Origin of the sequence: Pantoea sp. DY-15 (assembly GCF_019795935.1) — a bacterium.
In the GTDB taxonomy this organism is placed as follows: Bacteria; Pseudomonadota; Gammaproteobacteria; order Enterobacterales; family Enterobacteriaceae; genus Pantoea; species Pantoea leporis.
In genome coordinates, this window is sequence record NZ_JAIMIF010000008.1 from 24,631 (window position 1) to 37,741 (window position 13,111).

Annotated in this window: 11 protein-coding genes; 9 read left to right on the forward strand and 2 right to left on the reverse strand. The window is 60.1% G+C overall.

Annotation, left to right across the window (positions count from 1 at the left end):
* Nucleotides 1–324: 324 nt before the first annotated feature.
* The 9 genes from dgcN (at nt 325) to K5Y32_RS22900 (ending at nt 10,733) form a co-directional block, all read left to right on the forward strand.
* Complete coding sequence (gene dgcN, locus K5Y32_RS22860; protein ID WP_222185957.1) at nt 325–1,332, forward strand: N-acetyltransferase DgcN; 1,008 nt, start codon at nt 325–327, stop codon at nt 1,330–1,332.
* A 1-nt stretch (nt 1,333) separates the two neighbouring features.
* The gene (gene dgcA / locus K5Y32_RS22865; protein ID WP_222185958.1) at nt 1,334–2,299 is read left to right on the forward strand and encodes an N-acetyl-D-Glu racemase DgcA; all 966 of its coding nucleotides are present in this window, start codon (nt 1,334–1,336) and stop codon (nt 2,297–2,299) included.
* 18 nt (nt 2,300–2,317) lie between these two features.
* On the forward strand, nt 2,318–4,180 hold the full coding sequence (locus tag K5Y32_RS22870; protein ID WP_222185959.1) for an ABC transporter ATP-binding protein: 1,863 nt from the start codon (nt 2,318–2,320) through the stop codon (nt 4,178–4,180).
* Nucleotides 4,181–4,201: 21 nt separating this feature from the next.
* Nucleotides 4,202–5,743: a glutathione ABC transporter substrate-binding protein gene (locus tag K5Y32_RS22875; RefSeq protein WP_110867705.1), complete on the forward strand. Its 1,542-nt coding sequence runs from the start codon at nt 4,202–4,204 to the stop codon at nt 5,741–5,743.
* A gap of 305 nt (nt 5,744–6,048) precedes the next feature.
* A complete protein-coding gene (locus K5Y32_RS22880) occupies nt 6,049–6,978 on the forward strand; it encodes an ABC transporter permease (protein ID WP_154193928.1) in 930 nt (309 codons plus the stop codon).
* A complete protein-coding gene (locus K5Y32_RS22885) occupies nt 6,978–7,862 on the forward strand; it encodes an ABC transporter permease subunit (protein WP_007891891.1) in 885 nt (294 codons plus the stop codon). The genes K5Y32_RS22880 and K5Y32_RS22885 overlap by 1 nt, the downstream gene beginning before the upstream one ends.
* Nucleotides 7,863–7,864: 2 nt before the next feature.
* Entirely contained in the window at nt 7,865–8,905 is a 1,041-nt protein-coding gene (locus K5Y32_RS22890; protein ID WP_222185960.1) for a P1 family peptidase, read from the forward strand.
* Complete coding sequence (locus K5Y32_RS22895) at nt 8,905–9,726, forward strand: M55 family metallopeptidase (protein WP_222185961.1); 822 nt, start codon at nt 8,905–8,907, stop codon at nt 9,724–9,726. Before K5Y32_RS22890 ends, K5Y32_RS22895 begins: the two co-directional genes overlap by 1 nt.
* A 170-nt stretch (nt 9,727–9,896) precedes the next feature.
* Nucleotides 9,897–10,733 (forward strand): fumarylacetoacetate hydrolase family protein, encoded by an 837-nt coding sequence (locus K5Y32_RS22900; RefSeq protein WP_222185962.1) that lies wholly within the window; start codon nt 9,897–9,899, stop codon nt 10,731–10,733.
* A gap of 111 nt (nt 10,734–10,844) precedes the next feature.
* On the opposite strand, the gene K5Y32_RS22905 is transcribed toward K5Y32_RS22900, so the two are convergent.
* Complete coding sequence (locus tag K5Y32_RS22905) at nt 10,845–12,371, reverse strand: serine hydrolase (protein ID WP_222185963.1); 1,527 nt, start codon at nt 12,369–12,371, stop codon at nt 10,845–10,847.
* Nucleotides 12,368–13,108: an ABC transporter ATP-binding protein gene (locus K5Y32_RS22910; RefSeq protein WP_222185964.1), complete on the reverse strand. Its 741-nt coding sequence runs from the start codon at nt 13,106–13,108 to the stop codon at nt 12,368–12,370. The genes K5Y32_RS22905 and K5Y32_RS22910 overlap by 4 nt, the downstream gene beginning before the upstream one ends.
* Nucleotides 13,109–13,111: the final 3 nt, after the last annotated feature.

Here is a 13,111-nt window from a genome sequence, read left to right on the forward strand (position 1 = left end):
AAACGCTTTTTCCGCTACGTGTTCCGTTCTTATGTCGAGACTTTCAAACACGTACCGCCGGGTGCTTTAAACTAAGCATTCCGTCAAATACCCTCGATAATCGCGGTCAGGGATCGACCTGTGGTTATCAACGATTTTCTTATCTATCCAGCCGCTAATCTCCCCATTTTTCCCCTAACTCGCTGATAAAACTTCTCAGCCATTAGATTTCGATCTGGCTATAGCCGCACGTTATACCCCGCCACTAAACAAGCATTCGTCACCCCATCTTCTGCGTGAAATAGTCAATTCAGGCCCTATAAACCGTCTGAAACGAGAAACATCATGCTGATCCCACAACCTTATTTACTCTTCCTCGGCGACGTAACCGATCCACTGGCCGCTAAAACCGCACGCGGCATTCACGTCTGGCGTCCAGAGCAGTGCGTTGGCGAAATCAAGCTGCCGGGCTGCACCGTCACGCTTGGCCTCGACGTCCTCGACATCGCCGCTGCCAAAGCGCGCGGTGCCAAAACGCTGGTCCTCGGCACCGCCAATGCCGGTGGTTACTTGCCCACGCATTGGCTCGACACGGTCAAAAGCGCCATCTCAGCCGGGATGAACGTTGCCAGCGGTTTGCACCATCGTCTGGTGGATGAGCCGGAGCTGGTGGCGTTGGCTAAAGAGTTCGGCGTTGAGCTGTTCGACCTGCGCCACATGCGTCCAAAACTGGACGTAGGCAGCGGTAAAAAGCGTACAGGTAAGCGTGTACTTACTGTCGGCACCGATTGCTCGGTAGGCAAGATGTACACTTCGCTGGCGCTGGAAGCCGCGATGCGCGAACGCGGCATGAAAGCCGATTTCCGCGCCACCGGCCAGACCGGTATTTTGGTAGCAGGTGAAGGTATCGCGATTGATGCGGTGATTGCCGACTTCATCGCCGGCGCGGTCGAAGCGCTGTCGCCAGCCAATGACGCCGATCACTGGGATATCGTTGAAGGTCAGGGTTCGCTGTTCCATCCTTCCTACGCTGGCGTCAGCATGGGCCTGATCCACGGTGCGCAGCCGCACTGGCTGGTGATGTGCCATGAAATGGGGCGTCCGCATATGCGTCATCTGCCGCATCAGCCAATGGTCAGCCTGAAAGATTGCGTTGAAGCCAACCTGCGCGCAGCGCACGTTACCAGCGACGCGGTTCAGCTGGCCGGTTTCGCCATTAACACCTCGAACTACAGCGAAGACGAAGCGCGCGCCTATTGTGCAGAGATCAGCGCCGAATTCGGCGTGCCTGCCACCGATCCGGTGCGTTTCGGCATTGCGGATATCGCCGCGCTGCTGCAGGAGCGTGGCTAACATGCGGCGCATGCAGATTGAAGTGCTGGAATTGCCGCTGGCGCGTCCGTTCGCCATCTCACGCGGTACGCGCACCGCAGTCACGGTGATTCGCGTGACGCTGGAGCAGAACGGTTTTATTGGCCGCGGCGAATGTACGCCAACGCCGCGCTACGATGAAACGCCAGAAAGTGTCAACGCCGAACTGGAAGCGCTGCGCGCCGACATGGAAGCGGGCCTGAGCCGCCTCGATCTGCAAAGCCGTTTATCAGCGGGTTCAGCGCGTAATGCGCTGGACTGCGCACTGTGGCGTCTCGATGCCGCGCTGGCGAAGCACACGCTGTGGCAACAGTGCGAGCGTCGTCAGCCGCCATCGGTGATCACCGCCGAAACCCTCAGCCTCGACTCCATCGAAAACATGGCCGCCGGCGCTGCCGATGCGGTATCACGCGGCGCCATCCTGCTGAAAATCAAACTTAATCGCGACGACATTCTGGAGAAAGTCGCCGCGATTCGTCAGGCCGCGCCGCGCGCCATCTTAATCATTGATGCCAATGAAGCCTGGTCGGGCGTGGATTTGCCCAGCCTGTTCAACGCGCTGGCGAGTTTTAACATCGCGATGGTCGAGCAGCCGCTGCCGGCGGGTCAGGATCAGGCGTTGCAGCGCTTCACGCACCCGATTCCGGTGTGTGCCGATGAGAGCTGCCACACCCGCGAGGACATCGCGCCGCTGCGCAATCGCTACGAGATGATCAACATCAAGCTGGATAAGTGCGGCGGTTTAACCGAAGCGCTGGCGATGGTGGAGGAGGCGCAGAAGCACGATATGCGGTTGATGGTCGGCTGCATGCTCGGTTCTTCACTGGCGATGGAAGCGGCGCTGCCGGTGGCGATTGCCGCTGAACATGTCGACCTCGATGGCCCCATTTGGCTGGCCGCCGATAGCTCGCCCTTCCTTTCTTACGCTCAAGGCCAAATCTGGCTGTAACCCGCATGCGGAGCAACGATGACGGACACTTTACTTACACCCAACGCCGCCAGCGTTGCCGGTTCAGAACCGGTGCTCGCGATTCAGGATCTCAGCGTCAGTTTTCGCGGCCGCAGCGGCGAAAATCAGGCGCTGAAGGGCATCAGTTTTAACATTCATCAGGGCGAAATTGTTGCCGTGGTGGGCGAAAGTGGCTCGGGTAAATCGGTCACCTCGCTGGCGGTGATGGGCTTGCTGGCCGCATCCGGGCGTATCGATCGCGGCAGCATGCAGTTCCGCGATCGTCAGGGCCACGCGCATCAGCTTGTCACGCTGAATGAAACCCAGCGCCGTGCTTTGCGTGGCCGCGAAATGGCGATGATATTTCAGGAGCCGATGACCTCGCTCAATCCGGTGCTGCGCGTCGGCGATCAGCTGACTGAAGCGCTGCGTGACCATCAGATTTGCGACAAAAGTCAGGCCGACGCGCGCGCACGTGAATTACTGCGCCAGGTGCGCATCGCCGATGTGGACCGCGTAATGAAAAGCTATCCGCATTCGCTGTCGGGCGGCATGCGCCAGCGCGTGATGATTGCGCAGGCGCTGGCCTGCGATCCGCAACTGCTGATCGCCGATGAGCCGACCACCGCGCTGGATGTCACGGTGCAGGCGCGCATTCTGCATATCCTGCGCGACCTGCAACGTGAGAAGCAGATGGCGGTGCTGTTCATCACCCACGACATGGGCGTGGTGGCAGAAATCGCCGATCGCGTGGTGGTGATGCTGCGCGGCGAAGTGGTTGAGCAGGGCACGGTCAGCGACATCTTTAACGCGCCGCAGCATCCTTACACCAAAGCGTTACTGGCGGCGGTGCCGAAGCTCGGCGATATGCGCGAACACGCATGGCCGCAGCGTTTTCCGCTGTTGGGCAGCAATGCCAGTGATAACAGCGAGCAGCGCACCGCGCGCTATGACGAAACGCCGCTGCTGGATGTGCGTGGCCTGAAAGTGTACTACCCGATTCGCAGCGGGATTTTCTCGGCGCTTACCCATCAGGTGCACGCGGTGGAGCAGATCGACTTCAGCCTGTGGCCAGGCGAAACCCTGGCGATTGTCGGCGAAAGCGGCTGCGGCAAATCCACCACCGGCCGGGCGCTGATGCGGCTGATTAACAGCGACGCCGACAGCATCCATTTCCAGGGCAATGAAATCGCCAACCTGAAAGAGGCGCAGTTCCAGCCGCTGCGCCGTGAAATCCAGATGGTGTTTCAGGATCCTTACGCCTCGCTCAATCCGCGTCTCACCGTCGGTTTCACCATTGCCGAACCGCTGCTGCTGCACGGCAGGGTGAAATCGCTGGAAGAAGCGTCGCCGCAGGTTGATGCGTTGCTGAAAAGCGTGGGCTTATTGCCGGAACATGCGCGGCGCTATCCGCACGAATTTTCCGGCGGCCAGCGCCAGCGCATTGCCATTGCGCGTGCCATGGCGTTGAAACCCAAAGTGATCATCGCCGATGAAGCCGTCTCGGCACTGGACGTGTCGATTCAGGCGCAGGTGGTGAACCTGATGATGGATCTGCAACAGCAAACCGGCGTGGCGTGGATTTTTATCTCGCACGACATGGCGGTGGTGGAACGTATCGCTAACCGCGTGGCAGTGATGTATCTCGGCCAGATTGTGGAGCTGGGGCCGCGCCAATCGGTGTTCAACCAGCCGCAACATCCTTATACCCAACGTCTGCTGGCCTCGGTGCCGGTGGCCGATCCCCAGAACCGTCAACCCCGCACTTTCGAAGAGGGCGAAATTCCTTCGCCGCTGCGCAAGGTGGGAGAAACGGTCATTAAACCGCGTTATCGCCAGGTTGCTCCGCAACACTGGGTCGCTGACTTTGTTTCGCGCTAACCCTCAATACCAGGAGATTTCATGAACCCGATTTTTCGCCGTACTGCGCTTGCGCTGGGATTGACCCTCTCGCTGGCCGCCGCCGCTCAGGCGCAGGATCTGCGCATTTCGATGTATGCCGACATCACCGGCCTCGATCCGCACGATACCTCCGATAACGTCAGCTACTCGGTGCAGAGCGGCATCTTCGAGCGTCTGTTCCAGTTCGATGCAAAGATGAAGCTGCAGCCGTGGCTCGCCACCAGCTACACCAGCAACGACAGCGCCACCGAATTTACCCTGACGCTGCGTAAAGACGTGACCTTCCAGGACGGCACGCCGTTCGATGCTGAAGCGGTGAAAGCCAACCTTGATCGCCTTGCCGACCAGAGCAAAGGCCTCAAGCGCAACAGCCTTTACAAGATGATTGCCAAGGTAACGGTACTGGCGCCGGATCAGGTGAAAATCGATCTGAACCAATCGTTTGGTGCCTTCATTAACACGCTGGCGCATCCGTCGGCGGTGATGTGGAGCCCGGCGATTCTCAAGCAGTATCCGGAAGAAGCGCAGCTGCGTCTGCATCCGGTCGGCACCGGCCCGTTCAAGTTTGTAACGTGGCAGCCGGGCAAAGCGGTGACGCTGGCGAAGTACGACGGCTACTGGCAAAAAGGCTGGCCGAAAGTGGATAACGTGATCTTCTCGCCCAGCCCGGAAGATGCCACGCGCGTTGCGGCGCTGAAGTCGGGCCAGGTGGATGCGATCTGGCCGCTGCCATCCGATCTGATCGCCACCGTGCAGAGCGACAGCAAACTGGCGGTACAGCGCGATCCGAGCATTTATCTCTATTACATGGCGATCAACACCCAGCACAAACCGCTGAATGATGTGCGCGTGCGGCAGGCGATCAACTACGCCATCGACCGCGATCTGTGGCTGAAAGTGGCGTTTGCCGGCATGGGCAAACCAGCCAGCTCGGCGATTCCGGAAGGCGTGCAGTTCTACCAGAAACAAGCTACGCCGAACTACCGCTATGCGCCAGATGAAGCCAAAGCGCTGCTGAAGGCCGCCGGTTATCCGAATGGCCTCGATCTCAAACTGTGGGTCACCAACGCCACCGCCAGCGTGCGTGCCGCACAGGTATTGAAAGCGCAGCTGGCAACGGTGGGCATTCGCGCCACGGTCACGCCGATGGATTCCGGCACGCGCAACGCCAAACTATGGGGCGTGAAGGACCCGAAACAGGCGGAATTTGATCTCTACTACGGCGGCTGGTCGACCTCAACCGGTGATGCCGATTGGGCCTTGCGTCCACTCTACGCCACTGAATCCTGGGTGCCGACCTCGTATAACGTTTCGTACTTCAGCAACGCCGAAGCCGACAAAGCGATTGCCGGTGGCTTAGCCACTGCCGATCCGGCCAAGCGTGGTGAAGCCTACGCCGAAGCGCAGAAAGTGTTGTGGAAAGAGGCACCGGTAGCGTTCCTCGGCACGCCAGACAACCTGGTCGGCAAACGCAGCACGCTGAGCGGTGTGTCGATGCTGCCGGATGGTAACTTCCTGTTTAATCAGGCGACGTTTAAGTAAAGGTTGGGTGGGGTTGGGTGCTCGCTGTCCCCCTACGAATGTGCTTGCTGTCCCCCACGAATGTGCTCGCTGTCCCCCTCCTCGGTCCTCCCCCATAAATGGGGGAGGAAGATGCTGCCACATGCAGCTTCATCACTGGCATGTGGCAGCGTCTCCTTCCCCCGCTTGCGGGGGAAGGCCGGGATGGGGGACAGCCAGCACGGTCTGGGGACAGCCAGCACGGTCTGGGGACAGCCAGCACGATCTGGGGCCAGCCAGCACCATCCGGGAGCAGCCAGCACCATCCCAAAAAATAAAGGAACCGCATGTTCGCATACATCATTCGCCGACTGCTGGAGATGATCCCCGTATTGCTGGTGGTCTCGCTGCTGGTCTTCGGCTTCATCAAACTGCTGCCTGGCGATCCGGCGCGTATCTACGCCGGGCCGGATGCGCCTTTGGCCGCGGTGGAAGCAGCGCGTCAGCATCTCGGACTTAACGATCCGCTGCCGCAGCAATATATCAACTGGATCGGCGGCCTGCTGCGCGGCGATCTGGGCGTCACTTATCGCACCCAACAGCCGGTGCTGGAAGTGATCAAACAGGGCTTTATGCCTACGCTGTGGCTAGCGCTGGCCGGCTTTGCCTGGTCGGTGATTCTGGGCCTTTTCCTCGGCGTGTTTGCCGCCCTGAAACGCGGTAAATGGCAGGACTGGACCTTAATGAGCGTCGCCGTCGGCGGCATCTCGATGCCCACTTTCTGGCTCGGTCTGCTGCTGATCCAGTTCGTCGCCATGCCGTTTGGCCTGTTCTCCGTCAGCGGCTTCAACCAGCCCAGCGACATCGTATTACCGGCGATCACGCTCGGTTCCTCGGTGGCGGCGGTGATGGCGCGCTTCACCCGCTCGGCGTTTCTCGAAGTGGCGCAGGAAGATTACGTGCGCACCGCCAAAGCCAAAGGGCTGCGCAATCGGCTGGTGACGTGGAAACACGTGATGCGCAATGCGTTGATCCCGGTGATCACCATGCTCGGTTTGCAGTTCGGTTTCTTACTCGGCGGATCGATCGTGGTCGAAAGCGTGTTCAACTGGCCGGGACTGGGCTGGCTGTTGATCGAGTCGATCAAGGCGCAGGATCAGCCGGTGATCCAGGCGTTAGTCATGCTGTTCGTGTTTGAATTTATTGTCATTAACCTGCTGGTCGATCTGCTGTATGCCGTGGTCAACCCAGCAATTCGCCTGCGACAGGAGCCCTGATGAGTCTGCAATCTCTGCCTGCCCACGCGCAGGAGGCGATCCGTTCGCCGTGGCGCGATTTCCTGCACGCGCTGGTGCGTAATCCGCTGGCGCTGGTCTCCGGTGGCTTTGTGCTACTGCTGGTGCTGGTGGCTATTTTCGCACCCTGGCTGGCGCCGTGGGATCCGATGGCACCGGACTGGATGGCGCTGTCATCGCCGCCGTCCAGTACACACTGGATGGGCACCGACGAACTCGGCCGCGATCTGTTCAGCCGCATCATCTTTGGCGCGCGTATCTCACTGTACGTTGGCGTGCTGTCGGTGACGCTCGGCATGGTGGTCGGCGTGCTGCTGGGCCTGCTGGCGGGCTATTACGGACGCTGGATCGATATGCTGATAATGCGTGGCTCCGACGTGCTGTTCGCCTTTCCCGGCATGCTGCTGGCGATTGCGGTGGTAGCGATTCTCGGTCCGGGACTGAACAACGTCATCATTGCGGTCGCCATCTTCAGCGTGCCGGTATTTGCCCGTATCGTGCGTGCTTCTACGCTGTCGCTGAAACAGGCAGCTTATGTTGAAGCGGTGCGCTGCGCCGGTGCGCCGGATCGCGTGATTCTGCTGCGCCATATTCTGCCGGGCACGCTGTCAAACGTGATTGTCTATTTCACGATGCGTATCGGCACCAGTATTCTGACCGCCGCCGGGCTGAGTTTTATCGGCCTCGGCCCGGAACCCGATGTGCCGGAGTGGGGCAATATTCTGGCGATGAGCCGCAGCATGATGATGGCGGGTTTGTGGCACGTCAGCGTGTTTCCGGGTCTGGCGATATTTATTACCGTGCTGGCGTTTAACCTGCTGGGTGATGCGCTGCGCGACACGCTCGATCCCAAACTGAAGAGCTAAGCATGGACTTTCAACAACTGCAGCGCGACCTGCTGCTGCAACGCTGGCGCAACGAGCGCCAGCTGGGACAACTGCGCAGCGCCAGCGGGCCAACCAATCGCATCAGCGATGTGCCGGGCGTGCGCGTCGGTCACTACACGCTAGCCGACGGCGAGCGACAAACCGGCGTTACCGCGATTGTGCCGCCGGGCGACAATCTGTTTATCCAGCCGCTGCCTTGTGCGGCGGCGGTGTTTAACGGTTTCGCCAAGCCGGTTGGCCTGGTGCAGGTTGAAGAGTTAGGCGTGCTGCAAACGCCGATTCTACTGAGTAACACGCTGGCGGTTGGCACGCTGTTTACCACGCTGGTGCGCGATGCCATCAGCCGCAACCGCGAGTTGGGCCGCAACTTGCCCACGGTCAATCCGCTGGCGCTGGAGTGCAATGACGGCTGGCTTAACGATATTCAGGCGCTGGCGATCACCGAAGCGATGGCGCAGCAAGCACTCTATGACGCCACGGCAGATTTCGAGCGCGGCAGCGTCGGTGCCGGGCGCGGCATGAGCTGTTTCAGTTTGAAAGGCGGCATTGGCACGGCATCGCGCAGTATTCCGTCGCTCAACGCCACGCTGGGCGTGCTGGTGCTGGCGAACTTTGGCGCGTTAACCGCCCTGACGCTGGATGGCGTACGCCTGGGTGAAATGATCGCGCCGCTGCTGCCGGAACTGACGCCGCAGCGCGATGCCGGTTCCATCATCATTATTATGGCGACCGATGCGCCGCTCGATGCACGTCAGCTGAAGCGCGTCGCCAAACGCGCCGGTGCCGGTTTGGGACGACTAGGCAGTTATTGGGGCCACGGTTCGGGCGATATCGCGCTAGCGTTTTCCACCCAGCCGCAGCCGCAACCGCCAGAAGAGTCCACGCTGGAACCGCTGCTCGCCGCCGCCGCCGATGCCACCGAACACGCGGTGCTGGATGCCTTACTCAGCGCCGAATCTGTCACCGGTTTTCGTGGCCATCATCGGCCGTCGTTAACGGAAGTATTGGATAAATTAAGTTGATGAAAATCTTTATCTCAGCCGATATCGAAGGCATCGCCGGCGTGATGCGACCAGAACAGTGTTCACCCGGCCACGCCGAATACCAACTGGCACGCGGACTGATGGAACAGGAAGTTAACGCCGCGATCGATGGCGCCTTTGCTGGCGGCGCAACGGAAGTGGTGGTGGCCGACAGCCACGCGCAGATGACCAACCTGCGTGCGGAAAATATCGATCCCCGCGCGCGCATGGTGCAGGGCAAACCGCGCGGCTTATCGATGGTAGAAGGCATTGAGCAGCAGCCGTTTGATGGCCTGTTCTTTATCGGCTATCACAGCGCGGCGGGTGAACCGGGTGTGCTGGCGCACACCATTAACGGCCGTGCGTTCTGGCGCATTCACATCAACGGCAAGGTGATGGGCGAAAGCGACATCTACGCCGCAGCCGCTGCTGAACAGGGCACGCCGCTGTGGTTGGTGAGCGGTGACGATCAGCTTAAAGGCTGGATTGCCGAGCATTATCCCTCGGTGGATTACGTCTGCGTGAAACGCGCCATCTCGCACACCTGCGCCGAATCCATTAGCCCGCAGGCAGCGCAAAATGCCATTCGCGCTGCAGCGACGGCCGCCGTGCAACGCAAACGCCAGGTCAGCACCACGCGCCTGAGCGCGCCCTATGAGATGCAGCTGCAAGCCAGCAAACCGGTGCTGGCGGATCTGTTCAGCCTGATTCCCGGCGTGATGCGCATTGATGCGGTCACCGTTGGCTATCGTGCCGATGACATGAACACGTTAATCAGCCTGCTGAGCGCCTTCTCCTATCTGGCGAGCACGCAGTCGTAATCCGGTGCGGCCATGTATACGGTGCGCATTAATGCGCACCCTACGACATTGCCGCATGCAACTCGTAGGGGCGCCATTAATGGCGACCGCGTTAAATCATCAGGTCGGTCCGCATTTCCTGCTGAATTTTGCTAACCTGCGCGCAATTTATATATAACAACGAGGCAGTCATGCAGCTCTGCAGTTTTTATCTTATTGACCAGCAAAGAAAAAGTTACGGTATTGTGCAGCAAGAGGGCGTGATTGATATCGGCTTGCGTCTCGGCGCTGACTGCCCGGACCTGAAAACCTTGCTGCAACGCGGCGCGTTAAGCGATCTCGACGCCTATGTGTCCCAGCCGATTGATCACCCGTTTAGCGCCATTCGCTTCCTGCCGGTGGTGGAAAATCCTGGCAAAGTGTTCTGCGTTGGCATGAACTACGCTGACAAACGCAAAGAGTTTGCCGAGACCCTTGAAGCGCCGACGCTGTTTGTGCGTTTCGCGGATTCGCTGGCGGCGCACCAGCAGCCGCTGCTGAAACCCGCTACCACGCAGGAATTTGATTACGAAGGTGAACTGGCGGTGATCATCGGCCAAGCGGCCTATCAGGTGAAAGCCGCCAATGCGTTGCAGCACGTTGCGGGCTACAGCTGCTTTATGGATGCCACGGTGCGCGACATGCAGTTTACCTGGTTCACCGCCGGGAAAAACTGGCAGCAGACCGGCGGTTTCGGACCGTGGATGACCACCGCTGACGAGATCCCCGATCCGCAGCAGCTGGCGATCAAAACCTGGCTCAATCAGCGCGAAGTGCAGAACGACACCACCGCCAGCATGGTGCATCCGGTGGCGAAGATCATTGAGTACATCTCCGCGTTCAGCCCGCTGTCGCCAGGCGATGTGATCATCACCGGTTCACCAGGCGGCGTCGGTAAAAAACGCACGCCACCGCTGTTTATGTTCCCCGGCGATGAGATTGAAGTGGAAATCGAGAAAATCGGTCGTTTACATCATTACGTGGCTTAGCGCCCGTCATACTTCGAGCCGCCGCTGCGTTGGCTACGTGTGCTCACCCCAGTCACTTACTGATGTAAGCTCCTGGGGATTCACCCACTTGCCGCCTTGCTGCAACTCGAATTATTTAGGGCATGCTGTTTGTAAAAAGCGCACCACGCGGCTGCGGTTCAACAGCAGCCGCAGCGTGTCACCTTCGCGCGCAATCGCGAAGCGCTTCTCCCACGGTCCATCCTGCGCGATGGCTAATAGGCGATCGTTGCCCAGGGACTGCAAACGCGCACGAATCGCCGCCGGGCCGATGCCCATGATTAAGCTGTCGCCCTCAATCACCAACTCGCTGCGCCACTGCGGCGCGAACCAGCGGCCCTGCAGATGAGCGAGGCTGTCCTGATCGGCCTGCACCGGCACAAAACGTCGTGCGGCATGACCAATCTCTCCCATAATCGCCGCGCCAGCATGGCGTAGTTGCATCGGGAAAGTGCTGGAGAGCGACACCGCCGTGCCGTGCACATCGTCACGCCACAAGGTTTCGCCTGCGCCGAGCCAGGTGGCGGTCGCGCCTTTGATTTCCAGCCAGTCGGCGGCGTTTTCCGCCACGTAAAGTCCGGGCGTTAAATCGTGTCCTTTCTCCGGTAACGCGCGATTGAGCAGCGCCGCCATCACGCGCAGCACGCTTTCCGACGTGGTGACATCTTCGCGGTTGGCGACCAGCGCCACGCCGATTTTCAGCTCCGGATGCAGCAGGAAATAGCTCTTATAACCGGCATGCGAACCGCCGTGACCGAACAGCGTCTGGCTGCCAAGCGTCGAGCTGGTGATGCCCAAACCGTATCCGCTGGTGCGACCATCGTTGAGATGACGCGGCGCGCTCAGGCGCTGCAGCACGCCCGCGCCCGGCCCGCTATCGGCCAGCAGGCTTTGCAGCCAGCGCGTCAGATGATTCAGGCTGCCGGTGACGCTGCCCGATGCCGAGAGATGCAAACCGGCGCTGGAGAGCTGCCACTGCGCGCCGTTTTGCCAGTAGCCGGGCACTAAACCGGGCACAATATCGAACCAGCTTTCCGGCGCAATCAGGTTGATATCCAGCGGATCGCAGATGTACTGCTGCAGCAGGTCATTGAATAACACGCCTTTGGCTTTCAGCGCCTCTTCAACCAGCCGATAACCGGTGTTGGTGTAGGAGATTTCGCTGCCGGGCGCGTAGTTGAGATCGCCTTCGCGCGCGACAAAATCCAGCAGGTCGTCGGCGCGGGTGGCGTTGTATACCGATAATCCCAGCAGCGATAAGGTTTCGCGCACGTCCGGCAAACCGCTGCTCATATCCAGCGCCTGGCCGACGGTGATCTGGCCGTTGGCGCCGCGCAGCTGCGGCAGATGCTGCACCAGCGGATCGTCGAGCTTGAGATAGCGGCGGCCCGGCCCGGTCACCAGCGCGGCAAACAGATGTTTGGTGATCGAGGCGAAACGCACCACGCTGTCGGCGCTGAACGGCGTTTGCTGCGCCAAATCGGCCAATCCGGCGCAGTGCGTTGAGTGAATCTGGTGCGCATCAAACAGGATCATCGCACCGCCCGGCGCGCCTGGCTGTTGCCAGCTTTCGGTGATCTGTTGTGCGACATCCGCGGCGTGTTGCCAGTGAGCGGTCATGCCGGTTCCTCCAGCGTCATGCTGAGATCGAAAAGTTGGGCGGTATGCGGATGCTGGATGCGCCGCGCGCGCAGATCGTCGGCGCTCAGCTGCTCCACCATCTCGCCATTCTGCATCACGCCAATGCGCTGACACAGGTGCGATACCACCGCGAGGTTATGCGTCACCATAATGTAGGTGAGTTTGCGCTCGCTGCGGAAATCGCTGAGTAAATTGAGGATTTCGGCCTGCACCGACACATCCAGCGCCGAGGTCGGCTCATCCAGCAGCAGCACTTCCGGTTCGGCGATCAGCGCGCGCGCAATCGCCACGCGCTGACGCTGGCCGCCCGACAGCTGATGCGGATAGCGGAAACGCACCGACGCGGGCAACCCCACTTCGCTTAACGCCTGGCTGATGCGCTGTTCGGCGCGATCGAGCTGATGCACCAGCAGCGGTTCGTGCAGGATGCGATCGATGGTCTGGCGCGGATGCAGCGAACCAAACGGGTCCTGAAATACCATCTGCACCTGACGATAGAAGGCGCGGCTGCGTTTGGCGCTGAGCTGCATGCCACCAAACAGCATGCTGCCTTGCCAGTCGGCATTCAGTCCGGCGAGCGCGCGCAGGATGGTGGATTTGCCCGAGCCGCTTTCACCGACCAGGCCAAAACTTTCGCCGTTACCGACCGAGAAACTGACGTCTTTTACCGCCGTGTGCGCACCGAAATTGATGCGCAGGTTATCGATTTGAATCATAAA

Excerpts from the sequence above, each read along its gene's own strand:
- K5Y32_RS22875 (WP_110867705.1), top strand. The coding sequence starts at position 4,202 with ATGAACCCGATTTTTCGCCGTACTGCGCTTGCGCTGGGATTGACCCTC.
- K5Y32_RS22870 (WP_222185959.1), top strand. The coding sequence starts at position 2,318 with ATGACGGACACTTTACTTACACCCAACGCCGCCAGCGTTGCCGGTTCA.
- K5Y32_RS22880 (WP_154193928.1), top strand. The coding sequence starts at position 6,049 with ATGTTCGCATACATCATTCGCCGACTGCTGGAGATGATCCCCGTATTG.
- K5Y32_RS22900 (WP_222185962.1), top strand. The coding sequence starts at position 9,897 with ATGCAGCTCTGCAGTTTTTATCTTATTGACCAGCAAAGAAAAAGTTAC.
- K5Y32_RS22895 (WP_222185961.1), top strand. The coding sequence starts at position 8,905 with ATGAAAATCTTTATCTCAGCCGATATCGAAGGCATCGCCGGCGTGATG.
- dgcA (WP_222185958.1), top strand. The coding sequence starts at position 1,334 with ATGCGGCGCATGCAGATTGAAGTGCTGGAATTGCCGCTGGCGCGTCCG.
- K5Y32_RS22910 (WP_222185964.1), bottom strand. The coding sequence starts at position 13,108 with ATGATTCAAATCGATAACCTGCGCATCAATTTCGGTGCGCACACGGCG.
- dgcN (WP_222185957.1), top strand. The coding sequence starts at position 325 with ATGCTGATCCCACAACCTTATTTACTCTTCCTCGGCGACGTAACCGAT.
- K5Y32_RS22885 (WP_007891891.1), top strand. The coding sequence starts at position 6,978 with ATGAGTCTGCAATCTCTGCCTGCCCACGCGCAGGAGGCGATCCGTTCG.
- K5Y32_RS22905 (WP_222185963.1), bottom strand. The coding sequence starts at position 12,371 with ATGACCGCTCACTGGCAACACGCCGCGGATGTCGCACAACAGATCACC.
- K5Y32_RS22890 (WP_222185960.1), top strand. The coding sequence starts at position 7,865 with ATGGACTTTCAACAACTGCAGCGCGACCTGCTGCTGCAACGCTGGCGC.